20 protein-coding genes are annotated in these 24167 nt (G+C 40.4%); 9 read left to right on the top strand and 11 right to left on the bottom strand.

Features of this window, described 5'->3' with window-relative positions; translation table 11 throughout:
* Positions 1-352 precede the first annotated feature (352 nt).
* Positions 353-5032: a glutamate synthase large subunit gene (gene gltB / locus IQ244_RS14005; protein ID WP_193894951.1), complete on the top strand. Its 4680-nt coding sequence runs from the start codon at positions 353-355 to the stop codon at positions 5030-5032.
* 126 nt (positions 5033-5158) lie between these two features.
* Here the strand turns inward: gltB and IQ244_RS14010 are convergent, their stop codons facing one another.
* The 4 genes from IQ244_RS14010 to IQ244_RS32485 form a co-directional block, all read right to left on the bottom strand.
* Positions 5159-6241, bottom strand: coding sequence for a hypothetical protein (locus IQ244_RS14010; protein ID WP_228058914.1), 1083 nt, complete (start codon positions 6239-6241; stop codon positions 5159-5161).
* Positions 6238-7368 carry a DNA cytosine methyltransferase gene (locus IQ244_RS14015; protein WP_193894952.1) on the bottom strand — a complete coding sequence of 377 codons (1131 nt, stop codon included), beginning with the start codon at positions 7366-7368 and terminating at the stop codon, positions 6238-6240. The genes IQ244_RS14010 and IQ244_RS14015 overlap by 4 nt, the downstream gene beginning before the upstream one ends.
* 223 nt (positions 7369-7591) lie before the next feature.
* On the bottom strand, positions 7592-7903 hold the full coding sequence (gene grxC, locus IQ244_RS14020; RefSeq protein WP_193894953.1) for a glutaredoxin 3: 312 nt from the start codon (positions 7901-7903) through the stop codon (positions 7592-7594).
* 224 nt (positions 7904-8127) lie between these two features.
* Positions 8128-8355 carry a DUF981 family protein gene (locus tag IQ244_RS32485; protein WP_322746065.1) on the bottom strand — a complete coding sequence of 76 codons (228 nt, stop codon included), beginning with the start codon at positions 8353-8355 and terminating at the stop codon, positions 8128-8130.
* Positions 8356-8725: 370 nt separating this feature from the next.
* On the opposite strand from IQ244_RS32485, the gene glpX reads away from it, so the two are divergent.
* Both glpX and IQ244_RS14035 read left to right on the top strand, forming a co-directional pair.
* Positions 8726-9763 carry a class II fructose-bisphosphatase gene (gene glpX / locus IQ244_RS14030; RefSeq protein WP_193894954.1) on the top strand — a complete coding sequence of 346 codons (1038 nt, stop codon included), beginning with the start codon at positions 8726-8728 and terminating at the stop codon, positions 9761-9763.
* A gap of 132 nt (positions 9764-9895) precedes the next feature.
* Positions 9896-11182 (top strand): glutamyl-tRNA reductase, encoded by a 1287-nt coding sequence (locus IQ244_RS14035; RefSeq protein WP_193894955.1) that lies wholly within the window; start codon positions 9896-9898, stop codon positions 11180-11182.
* 182 nt (positions 11183-11364) lie between these two features.
* Here IQ244_RS14035 and IQ244_RS14040 read toward each other — a convergent pair whose 3' ends face one another.
* Positions 11365-12012, bottom strand: a complete 648-nt coding sequence (locus tag IQ244_RS14040; protein ID WP_193894956.1) for a Uma2 family endonuclease — start codon at positions 12010-12012, stop codon at positions 11365-11367.
* A gap of 706 nt (positions 12013-12718) precedes the next feature.
* Here IQ244_RS14040 and IQ244_RS14045 point away from each other — a divergent pair.
* On the top strand, positions 12719-13309 hold the full coding sequence (locus IQ244_RS14045) for a metalloregulator ArsR/SmtB family transcription factor (protein ID WP_193894957.1): 591 nt from the start codon (positions 12719-12721) through the stop codon (positions 13307-13309).
* Positions 13310-13396: 87 nt separating this feature from the next.
* On the opposite strand, the gene IQ244_RS14050 is transcribed toward IQ244_RS14045, so the two are convergent.
* Together IQ244_RS14050 and IQ244_RS14055 are read right to left on the bottom strand one after the other, a co-directional pair.
* Positions 13397-14179: an ABC transporter ATP-binding protein gene (locus tag IQ244_RS14050; RefSeq protein WP_193894958.1), complete on the bottom strand. Its 783-nt coding sequence runs from the start codon at positions 14177-14179 to the stop codon at positions 13397-13399.
* Entirely contained in the window at positions 14169-15302 is a 1134-nt protein-coding gene (locus IQ244_RS14055) for a branched-chain amino acid ABC transporter permease (protein WP_193894959.1), read from the bottom strand. Before IQ244_RS14055 ends, IQ244_RS14050 begins: the two co-directional genes overlap by 11 nt.
* 190 nt (positions 15303-15492) lie before the next feature.
* Here IQ244_RS14055 and IQ244_RS14060 point away from each other — a divergent pair, with 190 nt between their 5' ends.
* The 3 genes from IQ244_RS14060 (at position 15493) to IQ244_RS14070 (ending at position 17742) form a co-directional block, all read left to right on the top strand.
* Positions 15493-15690: a hypothetical protein gene (locus IQ244_RS14060; RefSeq protein WP_015111825.1), complete on the top strand. Its 198-nt coding sequence runs from the start codon at positions 15493-15495 to the stop codon at positions 15688-15690.
* Between the two features lie 102 nt (positions 15691-15792).
* Positions 15793-16050 (top strand): cytotoxic translational repressor of toxin-antitoxin stability system, encoded by a 258-nt coding sequence (locus IQ244_RS14065; RefSeq protein WP_193894960.1) that lies wholly within the window; start codon positions 15793-15795, stop codon positions 16048-16050.
* Between the two features lie 105 nt (positions 16051-16155).
* A complete protein-coding gene (locus tag IQ244_RS14070) occupies positions 16156-17742 on the top strand; it encodes a glucose-6-phosphate isomerase (protein ID WP_193894961.1) in 1587 nt (528 codons plus the stop codon).
* A gap of 171 nt (positions 17743-17913) precedes the next feature.
* On the opposite strand, the gene IQ244_RS14075 is transcribed toward IQ244_RS14070, so the two are convergent.
* Complete coding sequence (locus IQ244_RS14075; protein WP_193894963.1) at positions 17914-18570, bottom strand: Nif11-like leader peptide family natural product precursor; 657 nt, start codon at positions 18568-18570, stop codon at positions 17914-17916.
* A gap of 491 nt (positions 18571-19061) precedes the next feature.
* On the opposite strand from IQ244_RS14075, the gene IQ244_RS14080 reads away from it, so the two are divergent.
* Both IQ244_RS14080 and IQ244_RS14085 read left to right on the top strand, forming a co-directional pair.
* Positions 19062-19553 (top strand): hypothetical protein, encoded by a 492-nt coding sequence (locus IQ244_RS14080; RefSeq protein WP_193894965.1) that lies wholly within the window; start codon positions 19062-19064, stop codon positions 19551-19553.
* A gap of 30 nt (positions 19554-19583) precedes the next feature.
* The gene (locus tag IQ244_RS14085; protein WP_193894967.1) at positions 19584-19895 is read left to right on the top strand and encodes a translation initiation factor; all 312 of its coding nucleotides are present in this window, start codon (positions 19584-19586) and stop codon (positions 19893-19895) included.
* A 126-nt stretch (positions 19896-20021) separates the two neighbouring features.
* On the opposite strand, the gene IQ244_RS14090 is transcribed toward IQ244_RS14085, so the two are convergent.
* From IQ244_RS14090 to IQ244_RS14100, 3 genes are read right to left on the bottom strand one after another with little or no spacing between them, the layout of a single operon-like run.
* Entirely contained in the window at positions 20022-21467 is a 1446-nt protein-coding gene (locus IQ244_RS14090; RefSeq protein WP_193894969.1) for a DUF1802 family protein, read from the bottom strand.
* A 10-nt stretch (positions 21468-21477) separates the two neighbouring features.
* Positions 21478-23367 carry a hypothetical protein gene (locus tag IQ244_RS14095; protein WP_193894971.1) on the bottom strand — a complete coding sequence of 630 codons (1890 nt, stop codon included), beginning with the start codon at positions 23365-23367 and terminating at the stop codon, positions 21478-21480.
* A 41-nt stretch (positions 23368-23408) separates the two neighbouring features.
* Positions 23409-24068, bottom strand: coding sequence for a hypothetical protein (locus IQ244_RS14100; RefSeq protein ID WP_193894973.1), 660 nt, complete (start codon positions 24066-24068; stop codon positions 23409-23411).
* Positions 24069-24167 lie beyond the last annotated feature (99 nt).

The following is a 24167-nucleotide window of genomic DNA, read 5'->3' on the forward strand; positions in this document are numbered from 1 at the left end:
GCTGAATCAGGAATCTTACAACTTTTATAATAGTGAGTTTTTCAGTTGAAATTTTGTGTTAGGTAAGCTGAGGCTGTCTACCTGACAAACATCTGTCATCTGAGGAAAACTGAGAAAAAACTTGGTTTAGAACCAAAATAGATAAAATTAGGACAAGATGGAATTTGTCTAACCCAGCATAAACACATAAGAATTAACGCAATAATTTTAACACGGTTAAATTCACAAATAACCGCAGTTAAAATTTTTTTTCCCTAAATTCCAGTGATTTATGTATTACTGCGACGCGAAATTGCGAAACTTCTCTCCCAAGCAGTGGCAAAATTTGTGACTTAACTCTCAGGAATAGGCTATGAACGATCAAAGGGTGAATCAATTGCAAACAACGACATTTTCGGATAATGACTCTAGAAATACCTACCCAGGACAAAGGTGGTTAGTAGAGGAAAGAGATGCTTGTGGTGTAGGTTTTATTGCACATCGCCAAAATATTGCCAGCCATGAAATCGTTACTAAAGCTTTAGCCGCATTGACCTGCTTGGAACATCGTGGTGGTTGTAGTGCCGACCATGACTCTGGTGATGGTGCAGGTATATTAACAGCTATTCCTTGGGAGTTGTTACAAAAAGAATATTTCTCAGGCAGGATGGAAATATCTTCTACCAGCAATGTTGCTGTGGGGATGATATTCTTACCCCAAGACCGAGAAGTAGCGCAAAAAGCGAAAGCCCAAGTTGAGAAAGTTGCAGCAGAAGAAAAATTAACAGTGCTGGGCTGGCGAGAAGTCCCAGTGCATCCCCACCTATTGGGAATACAAGCTAAAGAAAATCAACCTCAAATAGAACAAGTTTTTCTCACAGCCGATAAAACAGGTGATGAATTAGAAAGACAGTTGTACATTGCCCGCAAGCGGATTTTTAAAGCGGCCAAAGCTGTATCAGAAGACTTTTATATTTGCTCCTTATCCAGCCGCACAATTGTCTATAAAGGCATGGTGCGTTCTGCTGTATTGGGAGACTTTTATGCGGATTTAAAAAATCCCGAATATAAAAGTGGTTTTGCCGTTTATCATCGCCGCTTTAGTACCAACACAATGCCCAAATGGCCTTTAGCCCAGCCAATGCGGTTGTTGGGACATAACGGGGAAATTAATACGCTATTGGGTAATATCAACTGGATGATGGCAAGAGAAGCCAGTATTAGTCATCCAGTCTGGGGCGATCGCAATGATGAACTCAAGCCTTTAGTTATTTTAGATAGCAGCGACTCGGCAACTCTAGATAATATCCTAGAATTACTAGTACGTTCGGGACGCAGCCCATTGGAAGCTTTGATGATTATGGTGCCAGAGGCTTACCAAAATCAGCCATCATTGCATGATTATCCCGAAATTACTGATTTCTACGAATATTACAGTGGGTTGCAAGAAGCTTGGGACGGCCCAGCACTGTTAGTGTTTGGTGATGGTAAGAAAGTCGGCGCGACACTTGACCGCAACGGTCTACGACCTGCACGCTATGTCATTACCAAAGATGATTACATTGTTGTGGCATCGGAAGCAGGTGTAGTTGACTTTCCAGAAGCCAATATTCTAGAGAAAGGCAGACTAGGCCCAGGGCAAATGATCGCCGTGGACTTAGAAACTCATGAAATCCTGAAAAACTGGGAAATTAAACAACGAATTGCCCAGCAGCATCCCTACGGGGAATGGTTGCAAAACTATCGCCAAGATTTAAAGTCATTAGTCAATGCTCATGGGACAAATGGCAATGGAAATGGCAATGGGAACGGCAACGGCAAAGGACAATTCACCGTTGACAAACAAACCTTACTCCGCCAGCAAACAGCCTTTGGCTACACCAGCGAAGATGTGGAAATGGTGATTGAACAAATGGCGGGGAATGGTGCAGAACCAACCTTTTGTATGGGGGATGATATTCCGTTAGCAGTATTGTCCAGTAAACCCCACCTGTTGTATGACTATTTCAAACAGCGGTTTGCTCAAGTTACCAACCCAGCAATTGACCCTCTGCGAGAAAAGCTGGTGATGTCCTTGAAGGTGGAATTGGGTGAACGGGGCAATTTATTAGAACCAAAGCCAGAATATGCCAAGAGGCTGAAACTGGATTCGCCAGTCTTGACAGAAGCAGAATTAGATGCGATTAAAGTTTCTGGTTTTGCAACGGCGGAATTGTCAACTGTATTTCCCATAGCCAATGGCCCAGAAGGGTTAAAATCTGCCGTCCAAGCTTTACAAGCACAAGCCGCTGAATCTGTTCGGGCGGGTGCAAAGATATTAATCTTGAGCGATCGCGCTGGTGGTGGTATTAGTTCAGAATCCAGCTATATCCCGCCTTTATTGGCTGTGGGTGCAGTCCATCACCACCTGATCCGCGAAGGACTGCGGACGAAGACATCCCTAATTGTGGATACAGCCCAGTGCTGGAGTACCCATCACTTTGCTTGCTTGATTGGCTATGGTACAGGTGCAGTTTGCCCTTACATGGCTTTAGATACAGTGCGAAATTGGTGGTTTGACCCCAGAACTCAGCAGTTCATGGAACGAGGTAAATTGACCAGCCTCAGCTTAGAACAAGCGATTGGTAATTACCGCAAAGCTGTGGAATCAGGATTGCTGAAAATCCTCTCGAAAATGGGGATATCCTTGCTGTCTAGCTATCAAGCCGCGCAAATCTTTGAAGCGATCGGCATTGGTGGGGATTTACTAGAACTGGGTTTCCAAGGTACAGCTTCTCGCATTGGTGGTTTGAGTGTCAGCGAACTTGCCCAAGAAGTGCTTTCCATCCACAGCAAAGCCTTTCCAGAACTGAACGCCAAGAAGTTGGAAAACTTGGGCTTTGTCAACTACCGTCCTGGTGGTGAGTACCACATGAACAGCCCGGAAATGTCCAAAGCATTGCATGAGGCTGTCAAAACCAAGCAATACGACCATTACGAAGTTTACAAACAATATCTCCAAGGCAGACCCATTACTGCATTGCGCGATTTGTTGGACTTCCAAAGCGATCGCCAATCAATTCCTTTAGCAGAAGTAGAATCAGCAGAAGAAATTCTGAAACGCTTCTGTACTGGGGGGATGTCTTTAGGTGCATTGTCACGGGAAGCCCATGAAGTTCTGGCGATCGCCATGAACCGGATTGGTGGTAAATCCAACTCTGGAGAAGGTGGCGAAGACCCTGTACGTTACAACGTTTTAGATGATGTAGACGAGTCCGGCTACTCCCCCACCCTACCCCACCTGAAGGGACTGTGGAATGGTGATACAGCTTCCAGTGCCATCAAGCAAGTTGCATCAGGAAGGTTTGGCGTAACACCAGAGTATTTAGCCAGCGCCAAACAAATCGAAATCAAAATTGCCCAAGGTGCAAAACCAGGGGAAGGCGGACAACTACCAGGGGCAAAAGTTAGTCCTTACATTGCGATGTTGCGGCGGTCTAAGCCTGGTGTAACCTTGATTTCGCCACCACCCCACCACGATATCTACTCAATTGAGGACTTGTCGCAGCTGATTTTTGACCTGCACCAAATCAACCCGAAAGCCCAGGTATCAGTAAAATTAGTCGCAGAAATCGGCATCGGCACAATTGCGGCGGGTGTAGCGAAAGCCAACGCTGATATCATCCAGATTTCTGGGCATGATGGTGGTACAGGGGCATCACCGCTAAGTTCGATTAAACACGCTGGTTCTCCGTGGGAACTTGGTTTAAGTGAAGTGCATCGCGTCCTAATGCAGAATAGTTTGCGCGATCGCGTCATTTTGCGTGTAGATGGCGGACTAAAGACTGGATGGGACGTGTTGATGGCTGCGTTGATGGGTGGCGAAGAATTTGGCTTCGGTTCCATTGCCATGATTGCCGAAGGTTGCCAAATGGCGCGAGTTTGCCACAAAAACACCTGTCCTGTAGGTGTAGCGACTCAAGATGAAAAACTACGCTTGCGGTTCAAGGGTATACCGGAACACGTCGTCAACTTCTTCTATTTTGTTGCGGAAGAAGTGCGGAGTTTGTTAGCCAAACTGGGATACCGTTCCTTATCAGAAATTATCGGTCGTGCAGATTTGTTAACAGCACGTCCTGAAGCGACACTTGCCAAAACCCAATCACTAAATCTCAACTGCTTACTGCAACTACCAGATACGAAAACCAACCGTAGCTGGTTAGTGCATGAAGAAGTTCACAGCAACGGCGTTGTTCTCGATGACCAATTGCTGGCTGATGGAGAAATTCAAGCAGCCATTCGCAACCAATCTGCTGTGACAAAGACTTTAAAGATAGTCAACACAGATAGAACAGTAGGTGCAAGATTAGCCGGTGCGATCGCCTCGCAATATGGCGATGCTGGTTTTGAAGGACAAATTAACCTCAACTTCCACGGTAGCGTAGGGCAAAGCTTTGGGGCATTTAACCTCCCAGGTATCACCTTGAATCTGGTAGGGGAAGCCAACGACTACGTAGGCAAAGGGATGCACGGTGGTCAAATCATCATCAAACCCCCAGCCGAAGCTACCTATGACCCATCCCAGAACGTGATTGTCGGTAATACCTGCCTTTACGGTGCGACTGGCGGCTTCTTATTTGCCAACGGTTTAGCAGGTGAACGCTTTGCCGTCCGCAACTCCAAAGGTACAGCCGTAGTCGAAGGCGCAGGTGATCACTGCTGTGAATACATGACTGGTGGTGTCATCGTTGTCCTTGGTAAAGTCGGACGTAATGTCGCTGCGGGGATGACTGGCGGTTTGGCATACTTCCTCGATGAAGACGGTTCATTCCCTGAATTAGTCAATCGAGAAAACGTCAAAATTCAGCGAGTCTTGACAGAAGCAGGACAGAAGCAACTGCAAGAGTTAATTAGAACTCACGCAGAACTTACTGGTTCACCCAAAGCGCAAATAATTCTGCAAAATTGGCAAGAATTTGTGTCTAAGTTCTGGCAATTAGTACCACCTTCAGAAGCAGATAGTGCAGAGGCTAATCCTCAAGGAGTGGTAGAAAAACACCTGAGTTCAGTTTAGTGAATAGCTAATTATTAGCTAATGAATGAAAAGGGGACATTAGCACCGTCCCCTTTTTTCATGGGTATTAGACTTTTGGTAAAAACAGCGTTTATTATCTCCATATTTCTGAACACAGGACTGTCTTTACGAAGCCTGAACTATCGGCTCCATATAGCAATCAAGGAACTCCTCACCTACACCACGAATTTTACGGCGTTGACAAAGAGCATAAAGTTCTTCAACTGATGAATACGGAAAAAATCTGGCATTTAAAGAACGGAACTGAGGTCTATTTGCCTCTCTGACTACCTTATCTCGGTCTTCGTCAGGTGCAACGACAACATACCGGGTTGGAAATGGAGGTAATAAATCTTGGAATCCTTTCATTCGAGTCAACCCACTTGTCACACCTGTGCTATGTTCAATTTCAATTACGGCAGGCATCAATCTCGCATTTTTAAACCAAATACAGTCAATTAATAAGGCTGCTCTTAATGCATCAGTAAATGCAGAAATTACTGTACCTGATGATTGTAATGAAGGTATAACTCCATCCATTTCACCAAGCCTTCTATTATTGTAAATAATTCCCTTATCATTCTGAGCAATCCAGCTTTTATAGCCAAGCTGCCGCCCTATAGAAATGAGAGCAATTTGCATTTGAGCATGACGACGTTGTATATCAATATCTAGCTCTCCAGCTAATAGATCATCAGGCACAGTGAGAGCATCATAGACAATTTCAATATTAGGAACTTCAGAAATTACAATCTCCGTATTAGTTTGCCCAATAACTCCAAGTTCATGTGGTTTGTCGGGACACCACATCAAATGTTTATGACCGCCTTTGATTTGACTAGAAGAGCTAATAACCTCAATTCTTCCTGGATAACAATAATAGAATTGTGGAGTATGTGCCAGAAGTGTTTCCAGAACAGATCTAGTATTGTAACTCGCACCAAGAACCCGATCAAAATTAATAGGCTGATTTGGCAAAAAAGCATTTGCTATGCGCCAAATCATTTGAGTAGAAATTGATTCCTCCCTAGCACCAGAGGATGTTTCTCCTTTAGCGGGATTGTAACGTTTAATGAGGATTGGCCCTTCAGGATATGTAATATGAACTATTTCAATTTGGTTTCTTGTTTTTGGATTGATATACTGGTAAGTGCTGTCTTTTGGCAATTGACCAATAGCACTAACAATATTCGATGCGGTCAACTTCATTCTGCAAACCCCAAAAAATCAATAATACTTAGGGCAAGTGCTTGTGCAGCAAGAAATGGTACACCATTTCCAATTGCTTTGAAAATATTTGTTAGTGATAAGTGATCAGGAAAGGCAAATTCTTTTGGTAGAGACTGCAACGCCAATGCTTCTGCAACCGAGATTCTGCGTTTTTTATAAGGATGTAAATGAACTTCATTATTCCCATAACATACTGTTGGCGAATAACGCCATCTATGAAGCCGCTTAAAGGATTTCTTTGAATCATCTCCTTCTTCAACCGATTCAAAACGTGCCATTCCTTGTCTTGGTTTAAAGTAATGCTTAGAGTTAGGATGATTGTCTACGTTATTTTTTTTGAACCAATGTTCAACGGTTAATTCTTTATAGATGTTCTTAGGACATTCTAAAATAGAATCTTCCTGAAATGGATTTCTATCATTCCAAGGGCAAGAAAAAATTTTAGCTCTAGGATAAATAATATAACTTTCCCAAGGAAACACGCCAGGGGGTAACTCTAACCCATCTATAGCTATTCCCATTTTGACAAGAATTTCTTTTCGGAAACCAATCAAAATAATTCTATTTCTATCTTGTGGTACACCGTACTCAATAGCATTAATTAATCGTTCAGTTGTAACGTAACCTGTATTATGTAACTTCTGCTTAATTTCTTCATAAAAAGCATGATGTTTTTTTGTTTTCCATAAACCTTCAACATTTTCAAACAAAAAAAAGTCTGGTTTTTGCTGACAAATTATGTCAATATAATTGGATGATAATTTTCCATTCTCTCCTTCCCGTCCTTTGTTTTTACCACCTACTGAGAAGTCAGGACAAGGCGGCCCCCCTATAAACCCAAATAAATTTGTATTTTCACGCGCTATGCCTACTAGTTTGCTGAGAGCCAACTTCTGATTTCCTTCAGTAAAATCAATAATATTGCCTAAATAATAACCGTGTTCAGGGCTTGGCAAGTTAAGACAATGCCTAGCGTATTTATACGCATCCATAAATGGCTCAAAAACTTCGTTGACGTAAGCGACTTTAAAGCCAGCCATCTCAAAGCCTAAATCTAAAAAGCCTGCACCTGAGAAGAAGGAAAATATGGTAACTTGCTTTTCCATAGAGGCACTCGCTTACAAAATTTTATGCTGAATTAGCTTAACCCTAAAATTAGAACTGCGGAAGAGACACCGGCATTTAGTCTCCACCGCAGTTGGCAGGGTTAACCCCACGCCTTATCTTTAAAGGTTAATTTAATTTCTCTAGAAATTAAAGATGTTTTTGATGCTTAATTAAATTTCTACTAAAATCATCGTTGGAACAGGTGCAAGATGTGGAAGCTATTTATACTAACTGAGTTAACAGAGGGTCAAGTAGACCTTTGGTGTCTAGCTGATAAAGGTCATCGCAACCGCCAATGTGTTGATTATTAATGAAAATCTGCGGTACAGTTCGACGACTGTTAGCGCGTTCTGCCATTTTGGCTCTGGCGGCTTCGTCGCCGTCAATTTTGTATTCGGTAAAGTTTACGCCTTTCCACCACAGCAGTATTTTGGCACGGATGCAGTAAGGGCAGGTTTGCCAAGTATAAATTTCGACGTTGGCTTGAACTTTTTCTGGATGACGACCGAGTAGGGGATTGAGAAATTCCAGCATAAGTTTTGTATTTTATGAATGTTTGTGAATTACCTTTAGCCTAGATCATTTTGAAGTATGAAATGTGAAGTATGAAAAATTTAGTTAGCGTATAGGTACTGGAATCCACTTTTGAAAACTTTCAAGATGACTCCAGTAAGCTAAATTCCAATAAGCGCCCAAATTAAAGCCGCTACAATCAGTGCGAAAGCGCCAGCTAAATGCCAATTCCGGTTAGTTTTCTACTATAAAGCAGGTGCGGCACAGATACCCCCTAAGCCAGTGAGGATAAAACCTATGCTCGATAGTACTGATGTTCTATTAATATTTAAATTGATGATGCGGATACCAACAACAACTGCTACTAATCCAGCAAAAAAAGCGTAAATTGTTATCGTCCACAGTTGCCAATCTAAAGCTAGAGCGATCGCTGCTGCTAATAAACACGCTGAACCTCCTCTTGGTTTTGGGATTTAACCAATTTTTTCGTAAACTTATACGCATTTTTCTTGACTATATCTAGTTAGATATACACACAACAAAAATGTATTTCTTTGACTGACTAGCTAATTTATAAATCATTTCAGACTGGCTGATTCTGCCTTAAAGTCTCTTGCTGTAATAACTTTAGACATTTTATCTTCTAAGTAACCTCTAATTATCTAGTAGTACAAAAGAACTGTAATTTCCTCTTACTGGTATTGATTGACATCAATCAGCAGCAAAAATTAACAATTGTGTGAGTGAATACCATTTTCCATAGGTATCGGCACTTTGGTAGACTTGAAAACTGAAATGGCCAGATGAAATAACGCAATAGAGAGCAGTTGAGAGGGTGAGTCTGTGGAAAATACGCTTGGGTTAGAGATTATTGAGGTAGTAGAACAAGCCGCGATCGCATCTGCGAAGTGGATGGGGAAAGGCGAAAAAAACACAGCTGACCAAGTAGCAGTGGAAGCTATGCGGGAGCGCATGAATAAAATATATATGCGCGGTCGTATCGTAATTGGAGAAGGGGAACGTGATGACGCTCCCATGCTCTATATCGGTGAAGAAGTTGGTATCTGTACTAGTCCAGATGCAAAAGACTTTTGTAACCCCGATGAATTAGTCGAAATTGACATTGCCGTAGACCCCTGCGAAGGTACAAACTTAGTAGCATACGGACAACCTGGTTCAATGGCTGTGTTGGCAATTTCGGAAAAAGGTGGCTTGTTTGCTGCACCTGACTTCTATATGAAGAAACTAGCTGCACCTCCAGCCGCTAAAGGGAAGGTAGACATTAACAAGTCAGCCACCGAAAACCTTAAGATTCTCTCCGAGTGTCTAGAGCGATCGATTGATGAACTCGTAGTAGTTGTCATGAAGCGCGAACGTCACAACGATTTGATTAAAGAAATCCGCGAAGCGGGAGCTAGAGTCCAACTAATTTCTGATGGTGACGTAGGTGCAGCTATATCTTGTGGTTTTGCCGGAACTAATATCCATGCACTGATGGGTATTGGTGCTGCACCTGAAGGCGTGATTTCTGCGGCGGCTATGCGGGCAATGGGAGGACATTTCCAAGGCCAATTGATCTACGATCCAGCAGTAGTGAAAACAGGTCTAATTGGGGAAAGCAGAGAAGCTAACATTGACCGTTTGAAGTCTATGAATATCAATGACCCTGATAAGGTTTATGATTCTCATGAACTTGCTTCTGGTCAAAACGTTCTATTCGCTGCTTGCGGTATTACCCCTGGTAACTTGATGCAAGGTGTCCGCTTCTTCCACGGTGGTGCAAGAACTCAAAGCTTGGTTATTTCTAGCCAGTCTAAAACAGCTAGATTTGTCGATACAATCCACATGGTAGAACAGCCTAAGACTCTGCAATTGCACTAGAAATTAGGGAGTAGGGATCAAGAAAGCATGAAGTACGAAGGATGAAGTGTAAAATTTCATCCTTCAGCCTTCATCTTTTAGCAGCCTACACTCACCAATTGTTAATAATCCATTACTAATTATTGATAAGAAATGAATATTGCAGTGGTGGGGTTAAGCCATAAAACAGCCCCAGTCGAAATTCGGGAAAAGCTGAGTATTCCAGAACCACAAACTGAAAGCGCGATCGCTAATTTAACCAGTTACCCCCACATTGACGAAGTTGCGATACTCAGCACTTGTAACCGTCTGGAAATTTACATTGTTGCTAGTGAAACTGATCAAGGTGTCCGCGAAGTTACTCAGTTTCTTTCAGAACATAGCAAGTTCCCTGTATCTTCTTTAAGGCAACATTTGTTTGTGTTGCTGCATGAAGATGCTGTAATGCACATCATGAGAGTTGCTGCTGGTTTAGATAGCTTGGTACTGGGAGAAGGCCAAATTCTGGCTCAGGTGAAGACTACCCACAAGCTAGGGCAGCAATACAATGGTATAAAAACAATTTTGAATCGATTATTTAAACAAGCAATTACAGCCGGAAAACGGGTACGCACCGAAACAAGTATTGGCACTGGTGCAGTATCTATTAGTTCGGCAGCTGTGGAGTTGGCGCAAATCAAAGTTGCTAATTTATCTGCTTGTCGCGTGACCATTCTCGGCGCTGGCAAAATGTCGCGGTTGCTGGTACAACATTTAATTTCTAAAGGTGCGGGACAAATTAATATTGTCAATCGCTCACGCGATCGCGCCCAGGAATTAGCCAAGCAGTTCTCTGATCAACCAATCCGTACTCATTTATTGGCGGAAATGATGACTGTAATCGCCGAAAGTGATTTAGTATTTACTAGCACTTCGGCTACAGAGCCAATACTTGACCGCGCCAAATTAGAAATAGTTTTAGAACCTGGCCGTCCTTTGATGTTATTTGATATCTCTGTGCCGCGTAACGTCCACTCTGATGTCAATGAACTGTCAAATGTTCAGGCGTTTAATGTCGATGATTTAAAAGCAGTGGTGGCGCAAAACTATGAAAGCCGCCGCAAAATGGCTCAGGAAGCCGAAAAACTTTTAGAAGAAGAAGTAGAAGCTTTCGATGTTTGGTGGCGCAGTTTAGAAACTGTAACTACTATCAGCTGTCTGCGAAATAAAATCGAAACCATCCGCGAACAAGAGTTGGAAAAAGCTTTATCGCGCTTGGGTTCAGAATTTGGTGACAAACACCAGGAAGTGATCGAAGCTTTAACAAGAGGAATAGTTAACAAAATTTTACATGATCCAATGGTGCAATTACGAGCGCAGCAGGATGTAGAGGCAAGACGACGTTGTATGCAAACGCTACAAATGTTGTTTAACCTGGATGTTGAAGAGCAGTTCAGTTAAAAAAGGGTGTAGGGGTGAAAGGGTATAGGGGTGTAAGGGTTAAACGAGTAATAATTCTTTCGTAAGTTTTGTAGTGATAGCTCATTCAACTTAAATTTAGTTAAGTTAACATGGTTACTCTTTTCCCTAACACCCTGACACCCTGACACCCAGCCTCAATAGATAAATTGTCTGCTGAAATTTTATTTTGATGCGATCGCCCCTTCAAATTCTTCTAAAGCCTGAAGATTACCTACTTGCCAAGCACGTTCCACAAAAGTAGGAATGATTTGCTTGATTGGGATGTCTTCAAATAGAGGACTATCATCATAAACTAAATAAATTCCCTCACGCAATACATAAATTTTCAGTGTGCCGCTATCATAAACCCAAAGTTCCGGCACGCCAATGGCTGCATAAGCATCAAGTTTGGTTTTAGAAGTTACATCAGATTGAATTGCTAAATCGGGTGGTGGATCGTCAGGTTCTAAGCGACGACAACCAATCATCCGCTGATAATTTTGGATGTAAAAGCAAGCGTCGGGTTCAACTCCGGCTATACCTTCTCTTTTGAAAGTAGTTGAACCAAAAGGTTGATATCTCAGACCTTTTACCTTTAGCAATATTTTGACAATATCTGAAAGCATATCTCTGGGTATTTCCTGCTCAGGTAAAGGAACCATAATTTCTAAAGTACCCTGACTGTAAGCTACTCTCGCACGCCGTTTTTCTCCCAACTCCCCTAAAATCGCCTCAAATTCTGACCAACTGACATCTGGTATAGTGACTGCACTACCAGGAGCCAACTGCATCTGACTAACAGGTTTCGCAACGGGAATAACAGCAGTCATAATTTCAAGAAGCTAGATATTGTATATTAATTTATCAATAAATCCAGTGGGCTGGTTTTGGTAGAGCGATCGCCAAGTCTACTTTTTTGAAAATTTCAAATGAAAATAACACAGATAGTTTTCTGTGTTTACTTAAAATATAATTTTTTACCAAGATTTTGTGTGCAGGCAGAAAATTATCTTTGTGGTCTGGGATTTGTTTTTATTACGCTAGACTAATAGTATTTTCTGCCAATTAATCGTTTATATTATATTGGCGATCGCTCCTCAATATCAGCAATATTTTGAATTTTTAATGGTAGCGATTTTAATTTCTTATAGGAGGAGTCTTGTCCTCACTTAATAATCCATTAAGGCTCCTTGACTAATCATCGTCCGTTCATTTTTTGTAGTCGAGGGAATTTGCTCGTTTTGAAGAACTACGTATAAGGTACTTTGCTCAATACTTAGAAATTTAGCCACTTGTACATAAGAAGTACCCTGTTTAATTATCTGGATTCTTCCTTGCCTAAACTCATGAATGTTTCTGCATAGCGAAATGTAAAGAACAACTTAAGAAAATTCAATTTCTCTCTAAACAAATCGCAAAATTAACATTAATTCAAAATTTAGCCAATGTAGAAATATCGCTGCATTTTAGGAGGACAGCACCACTAATTCGATTGCTTTCTAATTAGATTAGGGTCGAATTAATTATCAGAAAATTATGAGAAAAGAACAGTTTGAGACTTTGCTACAGTTTTTTAAAGTGTTAGCAGACGAAAGTAGATTAAAAATTGTAGGTATTTTGGCAAATCAAGAGTGTAGTGTGGAAGAATTAGCTGCACTTATGCAACTCAAAGAACCGACAGTATCTCACCATTTGACGAAACTGAAGGAAGTAAATTTAGTAACTATGCGTCCTGATGGTAATAGTCGTTTATATCAGCTAGATAATGCAGCTTTAGAAAACATCAGCAAGGAAATTTTTACCCCAGGAAAGATAGCATCTTTAATTGAGCATATAGATACTGAAGCTTGGGAAAGCAAAGTTTTGAATAATTATCTAGAAAGCAATTCCACCAGCTTAGATGGAGTTCAACGCCTCAAAGAAATTCCCGTTAGTCGCAAAAAGCGTTTAGTAATTCTCAAGTGGTTATCAACTAAGTTTGAGTCAGAAGTCGAATATTCCGAACAGATGGTGAACGACATTCTCGGTCGTTATCATTCTGACTACCTTACCTTACAAAGAGAGTTAATTAGTTGCAAATTCATTCACAGAAAAGATGGCATTTTTTTGCGTAATTTACAGGATTGAGAATGATTAAAAAAATTAAGAATATAGGAGTCAGTAATCAGAATATTATTCTAAGTTCTGACTCCTGGGAGTGGATTGAATAGAAAATTATTTTCCTAAATAAGCTTCTAACACTTGGGAATTAGTTTGAATTTCGTTGGGAGAACCATCAGCTAAATTCTGTCCTTCAGCCAGTACCCAAACGCGATCGCACAAGGACATAATCACATCCATATTGTGTTCAATAATTAAAAATGTCAGACCGTCTTGGCGGTTCCAGGTGACAATGCGATCGCATATATCATCAATTAATCTCGGATTCACCCCGGCTGCTGGTTCATCCAACAAAATCAACTTAGGGTTAGTCATCAACGCCCTACCCATTTCTAGCAGCTTGCGTTGTCCACCAGACAAACATCCAGCATAATCTTGCGCTTTCTGCGCCAACCCCACAGACTCTAACAAAAACATTGCCCGTTCTTGCAATTGCTTTTCTTCTTTGGCGACTAAGTGGGGTTGGAGTTGCACTTGCCAAAAACTTTCACCTGTTTGCTTCTGCGCCGCCAAAAGCATATTTTCCAACACAGACAACCGCGAGAGAGTTCGCGCTACTTGGAAAGTGCGAACTAGTCCCTGCTGGGCAATTTGGTATGGTTGCAACTGCTGAATTTGTTCGCCATCAAAAATCACGCGTCCCTTATCTGGACGAATGAAGTTAGACAGTAAGTTAAATAAAGTGGTTTTACCCGCACCATTGGGGCCAATCAACCCAGTGATGCTACCTTTAACAACTTCAATTGTTGCCTCATTCACTGCTTTGATCCCGCCAAAGCTTTTGCAAAGTCCAGAGGCGGCTAATAGGGGAAGGGGCGATGATTGGTTATTTACCAAGGGTGAGTTCCTCCTTTTTCCCTAAGATACCTTGCGGTCGCCAAATCATTAGCACCATTAAAATTAAACCAATAACCATAATCCGAAATGCACCCAGCCGCGCTTCATCTAAAGGAATAATTCTGGGTAGAACTTCTCTAGTAATGGCATCGTAAGCAAAGTAAATTACCGCACCTAAAATTGTGCCGATGTTATTTCCAGAACCGCCCAAAATTACCATAATCCAAGCGTCAAAGGTTAGCTGCGGTTGGAAATTATCTGGATAAATCGCACTTAATTGCCAAGCAAAGAAAGCACCTGCCACACCAGCGATCGCACCACCCAACATCAGCGATTGGATTTTATACCAAAAGACATTTTTACCCAAAGCTTTGGGGATTTCTTCATCTTCGCGGATTGCTTTTAAAACTCGACCCCAAGGCGATCGCACTAATATTTCTAACCGCCAAAAAACAAACGCCAATACCAACAGCGACAACAGCATGAAACCAGCTTTGGGGTTGTTACTATACAATCCAATCAAACCAGATAGATAAATTGCGGCTGTCAACAAACCCAAAACCATCCCTACACCTAAACGTGATGCGAGTTCTTGCTTGCTGCTGGTTTTTTTAGCAGTATCAGCCACTAAAAATCTTTGGGCTGTGCGAATCCAGCGCCACAAAACAAAAAAAGTCACAGCCGCCAACAACGTCAGCAACCCAATCATGACTAGGCGCGTAATCAAATTTGTTTCTGTGGAGAAGGGGATAGTATAACTTTGCACACCAAACGCCCCAGAGACCCAGGTATCACCTACGGGTAATTCTTGGTTATTCACCACCAAGCGAATCAGTTCGCCTGTCCCAATAGTGACGATCGCCAGATAATCTTCTCGCAAACGCAGAGTCGCAAAACCGATTAACAAACCCAACAAAGCCGCTACCACCGCCCCAATCACTGCTGATATCAGCAAAGGAACGCCTTTTAAACTTAACAATACTGTTGTATAAGCTCCCAAGGTCATAAAAGCAATATGACCAAAGTTAATTAACCCCGTAAAGCCCCACTGTAAATTCAGTCCCAGACCAAATAGGGCAAAAATTGCCGTAGAGATTGCCAGAAAAATTAAATAATCAACCATAACAGTTAACAGTTATCAGTTAACAGTAATCAGTAAACGCTCAACAGTAGGCAGGGAAAGGTAAACACTTTTCCACTGATTACTGATCACTGCCTACCGATTACTGTCTCAAGATAGTACATCTTACCGTTCACCATTGCCAATTTTTGGGAACAATAGCCTTGACTTTTGGAACATAGTTTATTGATATATGAACTTGCTGCGTATAAGAATCCATCATTTAATCGAGCAGTTAGGTGATGAAGAACTCCAAAGCGTTTGGGAGGATGTTCACGCTTTACATTGTGACTTTTATATGCTGAAAGCCATACAAAAAGTAAAGCAATCACAACAACCGTGGGATATCTTGACTCAAGAAGAAGCGATACAAATTTTAATGTTTTACTGATGCAGCGGTGAAAAAGAAGTTAGAGGCTAGGTACTAATCCTATCTGACATCTGATTCCCCTACACCCCTATCCCCTTATACCCCTAATAGAGGTGATGCCTAGTGAGTGTGGAAATGCGCTATGCCAGGTCTTTTTTAATGGATCTGAAAAGTTTAGAACCTGCTGCTTATCAGCGGGTATATGATTTTGTGTTTTTTGAATTTGGCGAAAAGTGGCAGCTGCATTGTCTTCCCGAACTGCGACAACTAGATGGGGAGGGCATTTTTCATCGCTTTACCCTAGATGATTATTTAATTGGAATTGAAATTAGAGGAGAAATTGTCAAGTTTCTGCGAGTCATACCTATGCCAGATGTTTAGGATGGCAAATTAGCCCAACACTTAAAACTGTATAAGGCTAGGCAGGGATGCACCTGAGCTTACATTAAACTTGTCATGGAAAAACAACTTACTTGAGATTTCCCTATGGATGCAATAGCACTTTGGCAAAGATACCAAGATTGGTTATATTTCCACGAGGGATTAGGACTGTACTTAGATGTAAGTCGGATGCGCTTTGATGATGCCTTCGTGGAATCATTGCGTCCGAAGTTTGACAAGGCTTTTGGGGATATGGCGGAGTTAGAAAAGGGTGCGATCGCCAATCCCGACGAAAACCGCATGGTTGGACATTACTGGCTGCGAAACCCTGATTTAGCACCCACTCCTGAACTGACACAAGAAATTGTCCAAACATTAGAACAAATTGAAGCCTTTGCCGAAAAAGTCCAAACAGGTGCAATACATCCTCCGCGAGCCAGTCGCTTCACTGATATCATCTCTATTGGTATTGGTGGTTCTGCCCTTGGCCCCGAATTTGTTGCTGAAGCCCTCGCCCCTGATTTCCCTCCCTTAAAAATTCACTTTATTGACAATAGCGACCCGGCAGGTATTGACCGTATTCTTAACCAATTACGCAACAGCCTCGCCAGCACTTTAGTTTTGGTTATCTCCAAATCTGGAGGTACGCCAGAACCCCGCAACGGCATGATTGAAGTCAAGAAAGCTTACGCCGGACACAATCTTGATTTTGCTCAATATGCTGTAGCAATTACCAGCTCTGGTAGTCAATTAGATAAAGTTGCCCAGTCCGAAGGTTGGTTAGCTACATTCCCCATGTATGACTGGATAGGCGGCCGCACCTCAGAAATGTCGACTGTGGGTTTAGTACCAGCAGCATTACAAGGCATTGATGTGCGTGCCATGCTGGAGGGTGCAAAAGAAATGGATGATGCAACCCGCATCCCAGATATCAAAAAGAACCCTGCGGCTTTGTTGGCTTTATCCTGGTACTATGCTGGCGATGGTAAGGGCAAAAAAGATATGGTTGTTCTACCTTACAAAGACAGCTTGGCTCTGTTCAGCCGCTATTTGCAACAGCTGGTGATGGAGTCCTTGGGTAAGGAAAAAGATTTAGACGGTAATATTGTCCATCAAGGTATCGCCGTTTATGGTAATAAAGGCTCAACAGACCAACACGCTTATGTTCAACAGTTGCGTGATGGTGTACCAAACTTCTTTGCTACTTTCGTTGAAGTTTTGGAAGATCGTCATGGCCAATCCCCAGAAATAGATCCTGGAGTTACATCTGGTGATTATCTCTCCGGTTTTCTTCAAGGAACTCGGAAAGCTCTTTATGAAAATCAGCGCGATTCAATTACTATAACTATCCCTCAAGTTAATGCTCGCACAGTCGGGGCTTTAATTGCTTTGTATGACCGTGCAGTTGGTTTCTATGGCAACTTAGTTAACGTTAACGCCTACCACCAACCAGGAGTAGAAGCCGGTAAAAAAGCTGCTGCTGCTATCCTTGATCTGCAAACTAAAGTAGTTGCTGTTTTGCAAGCTGAAAAAACACCTCTTTCTTTGGCAGAAATTGCTGAGAAAGCTGGTATGGCTGAAGAAGTAGAAGCAATTTACAAGATTCTGCGTCACTTGCACGTAAACCAGCGCGGTGTAGTGTTACAAGGTAATTTTGCTGAACCTGGTAGTTTGAAGGTTTCTCTGAGCTAATTTGTTCTCAAGTTTTTTGATCAGTTGATATCTACAGTTAAGCATCCTGATATGAAGTAAAAACTTTCATTTTCAGGATGCTTTATTTTTAATCAGATAAGTAATAGTATTGTTTAATTACGAATTACGTTAGCAACGTTAGAAGCTTCAAGACGTATTACGAATATAAAATTAAACCACACTCATCAATCGCTGATTAAAGTAGCTTTTTGGTAAAAAGCACTGGTCAAGAAAAAATGGATTTCGGATATTTTCGCTGATTATATTATTTGATTTATGCAAATGACAGAATGGTGGCACAATTCCCCAGTCTTCTGCTAACCAAATCCAGTATCCTATTTCGATTTTGCCGTAATTTGATCCTGTGAGGATTTCTCCAACACTATTATTTATCGAAACTAATTCTGGGGAAGATTTAACTTCAATTAATAACCAAGCTAATTCATCTACTGAAAATTGATAGCCGTTATCTTTAGCTATTTCAATAAACTGTTGAGGATTCTTAGATGCTAGTAATTTATCTTTCAAAGATGGAATTTTTTGTGCCATATCAAACAGATCCCAAATCTGTTTTCGGGTGACGACAAACCAAGCAAGTGCCTCTGGAGCGAAATTATAACCATTTTGTTTGGCTAATTTAATAAATGGTTCAATGCGGTCGGTTTCTCCTAATTGAGCTTTTAGAAAAAAGTTCCTTTCTACTAGTGAGAAGAAATCAATAATCTTTTGCCATGTATAATGGTCGAACTTCTTATTAAATTTGACTTTTTCTTTCCAATAGAAATATTTATCATCTCTCAAGAAGAAATTCCAGAGTTGATAATACATAAGTTATTTTTTAAAGTTTAATAATTGCTAGAGATAATCACCAGTGTAGTAAGTATAAACTGAGATCATCGACAGTATAAAACAAACTGATAAACGTAAATTAAGTTACAAGGCAGCTAAGTATAAAAATTTGGTAAATTTTAGAACAATTTAACTCTATATTTACGTAGCTTTAAAGAGGATTGGGCTAGGTAGTCGCCTCTTATCCTTAAGCAAGGTAATTTTTTAGAAAACTACTGTAACTTTTATACGTAAAAATTAGCAATTACTCAATATAAATTTGTATATTTCTATACGATAAATACAGCAATCTATTTACTGCCCTAAATCAGTAGGTATACAAGATAGTGTTGACTCAGTTAACAGCATATTTCTAGAGAATGAATAGAATTTCTCTCAAAAGCAGGAGTAAATACTGCAATTATTACTTCATTATTTTAGTAATCAAAATTCCAAATATTTTGAAATAACAAAGCATTTATAAAATATAGATGGAAATATATCAAAAACCTAAAAAAGCTCCCTTACCTGCGGCTGTATTTCTTTCCGCTTTGTTATCAGTTCCTTTATTAAGTAGCTGTGGTGGTAATTCCCGCACAGCAGCACCTCCACCACCTGTAGATGACACCGTTGGTAGAAATTTAAATTATCCTACTGCTACCAACCAACCCCAAGCGAGAAGAGGATTATCCACAGGACAAAAAGTAGTGATTTTAGCAGGTGCTGCTGCTCTTTATTACCTTTATCAACAGCGAAAAAATGCCCAAGGAGCAGGGCCAAATGGCAAGCATTACCTATCTAAAAATGGGCGTGTCTACTACCGCGATAGTCAAGGTCGCGCTCACTGGGTAACACCGCCACAGGAAGGAATTCAAGTTCCAGAGTCAGAAGCGCAACAGTATCGAGATTTTAAAGGCTACAACGGGCGTTCTACAGGTCGTAATTTAACAGACATTGCTCCCCAAGAAGCGCCAGCTTACTAGATTTAACACAAAGATTTAAGGAGAAAGATTATGGTAGACGGCTTTTTTCAGAAAGCGAAAGAGTTTTTCGCAGGCTCGAATAATAATGACGAATTTGACCAAGATACAGACCGCGAGGTGCGTCCAGCCAGCGAAGATCCCTACGGCGACCCTGCAAATCAAGGCTACGGCGACTTAACCCCAGCTAGTCAAGATCCCTACGGTGATCCTGCTCAACAGTATTATGGCAATGTAACACCCGCCAGCCAAGATCCTTACGGTGATCCTGCTGATGAGTACAGTAATTCAACTCCCGCAGACCAAGATCCTTACGGCGATCCTGCTGATGAATATGGCCGTTAGTAATAAGTAATGTCGTGACGATAGATTAAACTGGTGTTGATTTGAGGTGGTAGCAATTAACGTTACTACCTTTTTTTTGCTTGTGAAAACGAACCGTAGAGGCGCAGAGAACACAGAATTATATTATTAGCTGAGGTTAAGTGGTAGGTTGCGTAAAAAGTAGAAGTGATCGCTCTTCCAATCCGTTCCTTTCTCTCTACCTAAATAGCCTGTTAATGGTGATGAAAGTTCAATCAAAATTTCGTGCATTTCTTCTGTTTTGATTGGACGTGGTGGATTGGAGCCAAAATAAGCACCATGTAGGGCTTCTACACCAGCAGATTCCGTACCTGAGTTGTGTAGATAGTTTTTAACTAAGTTAACTAGGTGCGATCGCAATTTTATTGATTGTTCTACTTTATCTATATAATTATTAACTTTTTCTTCGGCTAACCCAAATGGAGCTTGTTGTAAACACACTTTTAGTTCTAGTAAATTAATAGAATTTTTATAGTATGTTTGCAGTTCAACAAGTTTTTGTATAGTTTCAGGACTAATAATATTCATATGATTTTCTGTTGCTGTTCTCAATGCGTAACTATTTAGTTCTCCAGCCGCTACGATTAATTTAATTGAATTGTCATACTGATATTTACCTAAATGGTTCATACCTATTTTGAGCAATTGAGCAGGAGTACCATCGCTAACTTTCTCTGTTTTAGTCGCTTTACACTCTCCTACTATTGAGAATGGTTTTTCAGTGTGAAAATCCATACCTCCGGCTCCACCAGTTGCATCTGGATTCAAACCTGAACCAGTAAAACCTAATTTTAGTAATCCTCGACGCACGAGCTTTTCAAATTGATGACCATCACTAGAGTTACCAACTTCAGCAATTTTTTTAATCCACGCTAGATCCGTATCTAAAATATTATTAGATTGATAGATATTCCAACCTAATAATATTTTTATATCATCATCTATTTGTTTAGCAGCGTGGCTAGTAATTCCCAAAGGGGCTAACAAACTTTGCAATTCTTCCAATTCAGGATGCAGAGGTGGTTCTAACTTTTCTAGTTGCTGTTTGCGTTGGGCGAAGGTGCGATCGCTTAATACTGGTAATTCTTCAGTTACAGTTAGAGAACTTGGTAGACTAACAAATTTACCTATTTTATCTTGAATATTAGAGTTACTTGTTAATTCTTGATAATTAGCTAATTTATAGACACGCAAATAAGCCAAGAAAATATGTTGTTGCTGCTGAATTATCCCTTTTAAAGCCTCTGATGAAAATATTGTTAAATTAGACAAAATATCTAATGGCTTAGTTTCATCTAAAATTTGACAAAGTTCACATTTAGCCCAAGCCTTAATATTAGATGTATTAGTAGCATCTAGATTACTGATAGGTAAGATATTTAAACGATAGTATCTCTCAAAAGGTAATAAACTTTGTGCTGGATAAAGAGCAAATCTCTGCCCAGGACGAATAAACATCTTGGGCATAGCTGCAATTGTTTGCCCCTGTATTAAAGCTTCAATCTCAGGGGCAGGTAAACACAAAGCTGTTGGAATTGAAAACAGCGTATTCATGTTTAATTAATTATAGAGTTAGTGCGATATTATCAGCGATAGAAACACTTTGGGGTATTCTCATAGGCAATTCATCATCAGTCAAATTATCTGGTTCTTGTCCAGAAGGATCACTGAGTATTTCTCGAATCAAAGGATTATTAATTACTATTTTTTCCTGCTCAATAAAATCAAATACTTGTTCTTCTGTCAATTCATAACTCTTCCTGTTATCCCAAACAGAATAGATGGCTAAAATAGGGGTTATGTCTTGAGGTTGTAACTTTACCCATTCTCCTCCTAGCTTCTGCAAAAGTTTTTGTAAATGTTGTTGAGCTAATGTTGCTCCACGATTAATTTTTTTAGAACGTACTAAGCAACCACGAGTTAAATGAAACTTTTTATAATCAATGAGCTTACTCAATGCTGTGGTTACAGATCCACCACCTGTTTGTTGTAATACATCCACTCCAATTTTAACTGTTTTATTATTACCAACAATTTTGAAGTCGATATGTTCTTGGTTAGGTATTCGTTCAATAGCCTCAATTGCTACTCCTTCTAACGTTTTACCAATAAGACTACGGAATACTAATCGAAGTGCATCACCAATAGCTTTTTCGTCTTCCATTGATGAATCTATAGAAGCTTCTACATTGGCTAATTCATTATCGAAATATGCTTTAACTGTATGTGGTTGTTGTGAAGGTGGTTTAACAAGCGGAGGTAGCGTTATTTCATCTTGACTTAAAGGAGATACAAAATTTTCTGCACACCATTTTAGGACTGACCTTACAGTAGGTCTTCCTTTCCCAAGTTCTCTAAGTTTATTTTCATCAAATGGATACAGAGAGTGTGGCGGATTGTGTTGATTCTCTTGATAAAAATCTTGTAACCATAATTTAACAAGAGAAACAATATCATCAGAATTAAGATATTTTAATACAATTGGTTGTTTGTCGGTTTGTTCACTAACCAATCTATCAATTACTGCATCAGTCTGTGGTAATGATCTAATTTGCTCATTCCATGTTTGGGGATATATTGAGAGTAGTAAAACACCTCGTTTGAGACTATTGTACAAATCCTTGACTAAGTTAGCGACAATTTGAGGTGCGGTAAATCCTGTGTCGGATATATCTGCAATATCTAATTCATCGAAACAGATTACAGGGACTTTATAATTGCTAGTTATATCTAATATTTGACGTACATTACTTAATGCTTCAGCCTCTTTATCTTCATTTTTAGAGTTTGGTAAGCCTAGTAAATCAGCTTGTGCTTCTGTAATTTCCAAACCTGATAACCAATAAGTTGCATAGTGAGCGTGTGTTGTCGAAAGCGTCCACAAAATAGCTCTAATTATATAAGGGTTAGTAATTTCAGGCTTAATTTTTAGTACTACTTCTGTTAAGGTATCAACTGTTTTAGTTGAGTGTTTGTTTAACCAATTTGGGTAAATACTACTTACATATTGCCGTGGGGTATAGTTACATTTTTTCGCTTCATTAATTAAAGCTGCTGCTATTTCTTGCCACTGCATCAATTCTTGACTGCCATAAGCTCTCAGGCTAGAAGCAACTGTTTGCAGAAATTGAGATTTAATCTGATTCAGATTGTCATACTTACCCATGTAGATAAATAAAGCAGTATTTTCTCTTTGAAAGCGATGACGAATGCGACTAATAATATGGCTCTTACCCAATCCTTTTTCAGCAGTTATAGTAATGCCTACAGTCTCACGTTTTCCTTGGCGGATCTGTTCAACTGCATTAAACACTGCATCAGAAGCATGAGCATTAATTGATGGAAGATCAGGATAACTTTTTCCCCATATCTGTTGCGGTCTGACAACAATATGTCCGGCAAATGGATTTTTATTTCTAATCAGTTCATCAATGGTAGATGTGGTGGTAATCATAGTTTTGAGATGATGTTTATTAAGTGAGGAGTACAAAAAAATTATGCTTTCAACAGTCTGGCGTAACAGCGTAATCCATCTAAGACTGTGGTGATGGAATCTTCTATCTTGTCTGGTGCGCTATCTTCTACACTTCCGCCTTGTAGTTGCAAAATATCGTCAGCTTGCATTTCTAGCAGCCAATCATTAAATTCTGTACGGCTTAAGCGATCGCCTACTTGTCTTCTAATTCGATAAATTGGTACTAGATGATTGAAGTTGTATTCATAATTCAATTTGTCGTATACTTCCAGCACTGTTGACTTAAAATCGTCATAAGAAGCGATCGCACTCTTACTACTTTTTATTGATGCAGATGTACTACTAACTACGCTGCTGATTCTACTAATCCACTTCACTAGTGCATTTGCAGCCCAAGTACCAACAATACTTCCATCAAACCTAAACTCCGAACTTCTCAAACCTTCGCCTAGTAACTCCAAACCTTTGGGAGATGCGAGAGAATAACCAGTTTTAGAAATTGCGATCGCACCCTGTTTTCGTAATTCCTCAAACACACCCTGGTAATCTGCTACTTTGTTACCTTTGGAGACAATGCGCTTTGTCAGTTGGCCTTTTTTTACTTCCTGCTGCGATCCTCCCAAATCCCACAAAGCTAAAAGGAGACGAGTTTTAGTTTGAGCTATATTTTTAGTTGGCATATTGAATATTTTTATTGGCAAAAAACATCGTAGTGACTGTTTATTTTTAAATTATGCCTATAGCAAAAAATAACCGAGGAATTGCTGAACATTTTAGAA

Origin of the sequence: Nostoc sp. LEGE 06077, assembly GCF_015207705.1 — a bacterium.
GTDB lineage: Bacteria > Cyanobacteriota > Cyanobacteriia > Cyanobacteriales > Nostocaceae > Nostoc_B.

Excerpts from the sequence above, each read along its gene's own strand:
- gltB (WP_193894951.1), top strand. The coding sequence starts at position 353 with ATGAACGATCAAAGGGTGAATCAATTGCAAACAACGACATTTTCGGAT.
- IQ244_RS14010 (WP_228058914.1), bottom strand. The coding sequence starts at position 6,241 with ATGAAGTTGACCGCATCGAATATTGTTAGTGCTATTGGTCAATTGCCA.
- IQ244_RS14015 (WP_193894952.1), bottom strand. The coding sequence starts at position 7,368 with ATGGAAAAGCAAGTTACCATATTTTCCTTCTTCTCAGGTGCAGGCTTT.
- grxC (WP_193894953.1), bottom strand. The coding sequence starts at position 7,903 with ATGCTGGAATTTCTCAATCCCCTACTCGGTCGTCATCCAGAAAAAGTT.
- IQ244_RS14035 (WP_193894955.1), top strand. The coding sequence starts at position 9,896 with ATGAATATTGCAGTGGTGGGGTTAAGCCATAAAACAGCCCCAGTCGAA.
- IQ244_RS14040 (WP_193894956.1), bottom strand. The coding sequence starts at position 12,012 with ATGACTGCTGTTATTCCCGTTGCGAAACCTGTTAGTCAGATGCAGTTG.
- IQ244_RS14045 (WP_193894957.1), top strand. The coding sequence starts at position 12,719 with ATGAGAAAAGAACAGTTTGAGACTTTGCTACAGTTTTTTAAAGTGTTA.
- IQ244_RS14055 (WP_193894959.1), bottom strand. The coding sequence starts at position 15,302 with ATGGTTGATTATTTAATTTTTCTGGCAATCTCTACGGCAATTTTTGCC.
- IQ244_RS14060 (WP_015111825.1), top strand. The coding sequence starts at position 15,493 with ATGAACTTGCTGCGTATAAGAATCCATCATTTAATCGAGCAGTTAGGT.
- IQ244_RS14070 (WP_193894961.1), top strand. The coding sequence starts at position 16,156 with ATGGATGCAATAGCACTTTGGCAAAGATACCAAGATTGGTTATATTTC.
- IQ244_RS14075 (WP_193894963.1), bottom strand. The coding sequence starts at position 18,570 with ATGTATTATCAACTCTGGAATTTCTTCTTGAGAGATGATAAATATTTC.
- IQ244_RS14080 (WP_193894965.1), top strand. The coding sequence starts at position 19,062 with ATGGAAATATATCAAAAACCTAAAAAAGCTCCCTTACCTGCGGCTGTA.
- IQ244_RS14085 (WP_193894967.1), top strand. The coding sequence starts at position 19,584 with ATGGTAGACGGCTTTTTTCAGAAAGCGAAAGAGTTTTTCGCAGGCTCG.
- IQ244_RS14090 (WP_193894969.1), bottom strand. The coding sequence starts at position 21,467 with ATGAATACGCTGTTTTCAATTCCAACAGCTTTGTGTTTACCTGCCCCT.
- IQ244_RS14095 (WP_193894971.1), bottom strand. The coding sequence starts at position 23,367 with ATGATTACCACCACATCTACCATTGATGAACTGATTAGAAATAAAAAT.
- IQ244_RS14100 (WP_193894973.1), bottom strand. The coding sequence starts at position 24,068 with ATGCCAACTAAAAATATAGCTCAAACTAAAACTCGTCTCCTTTTAGCT.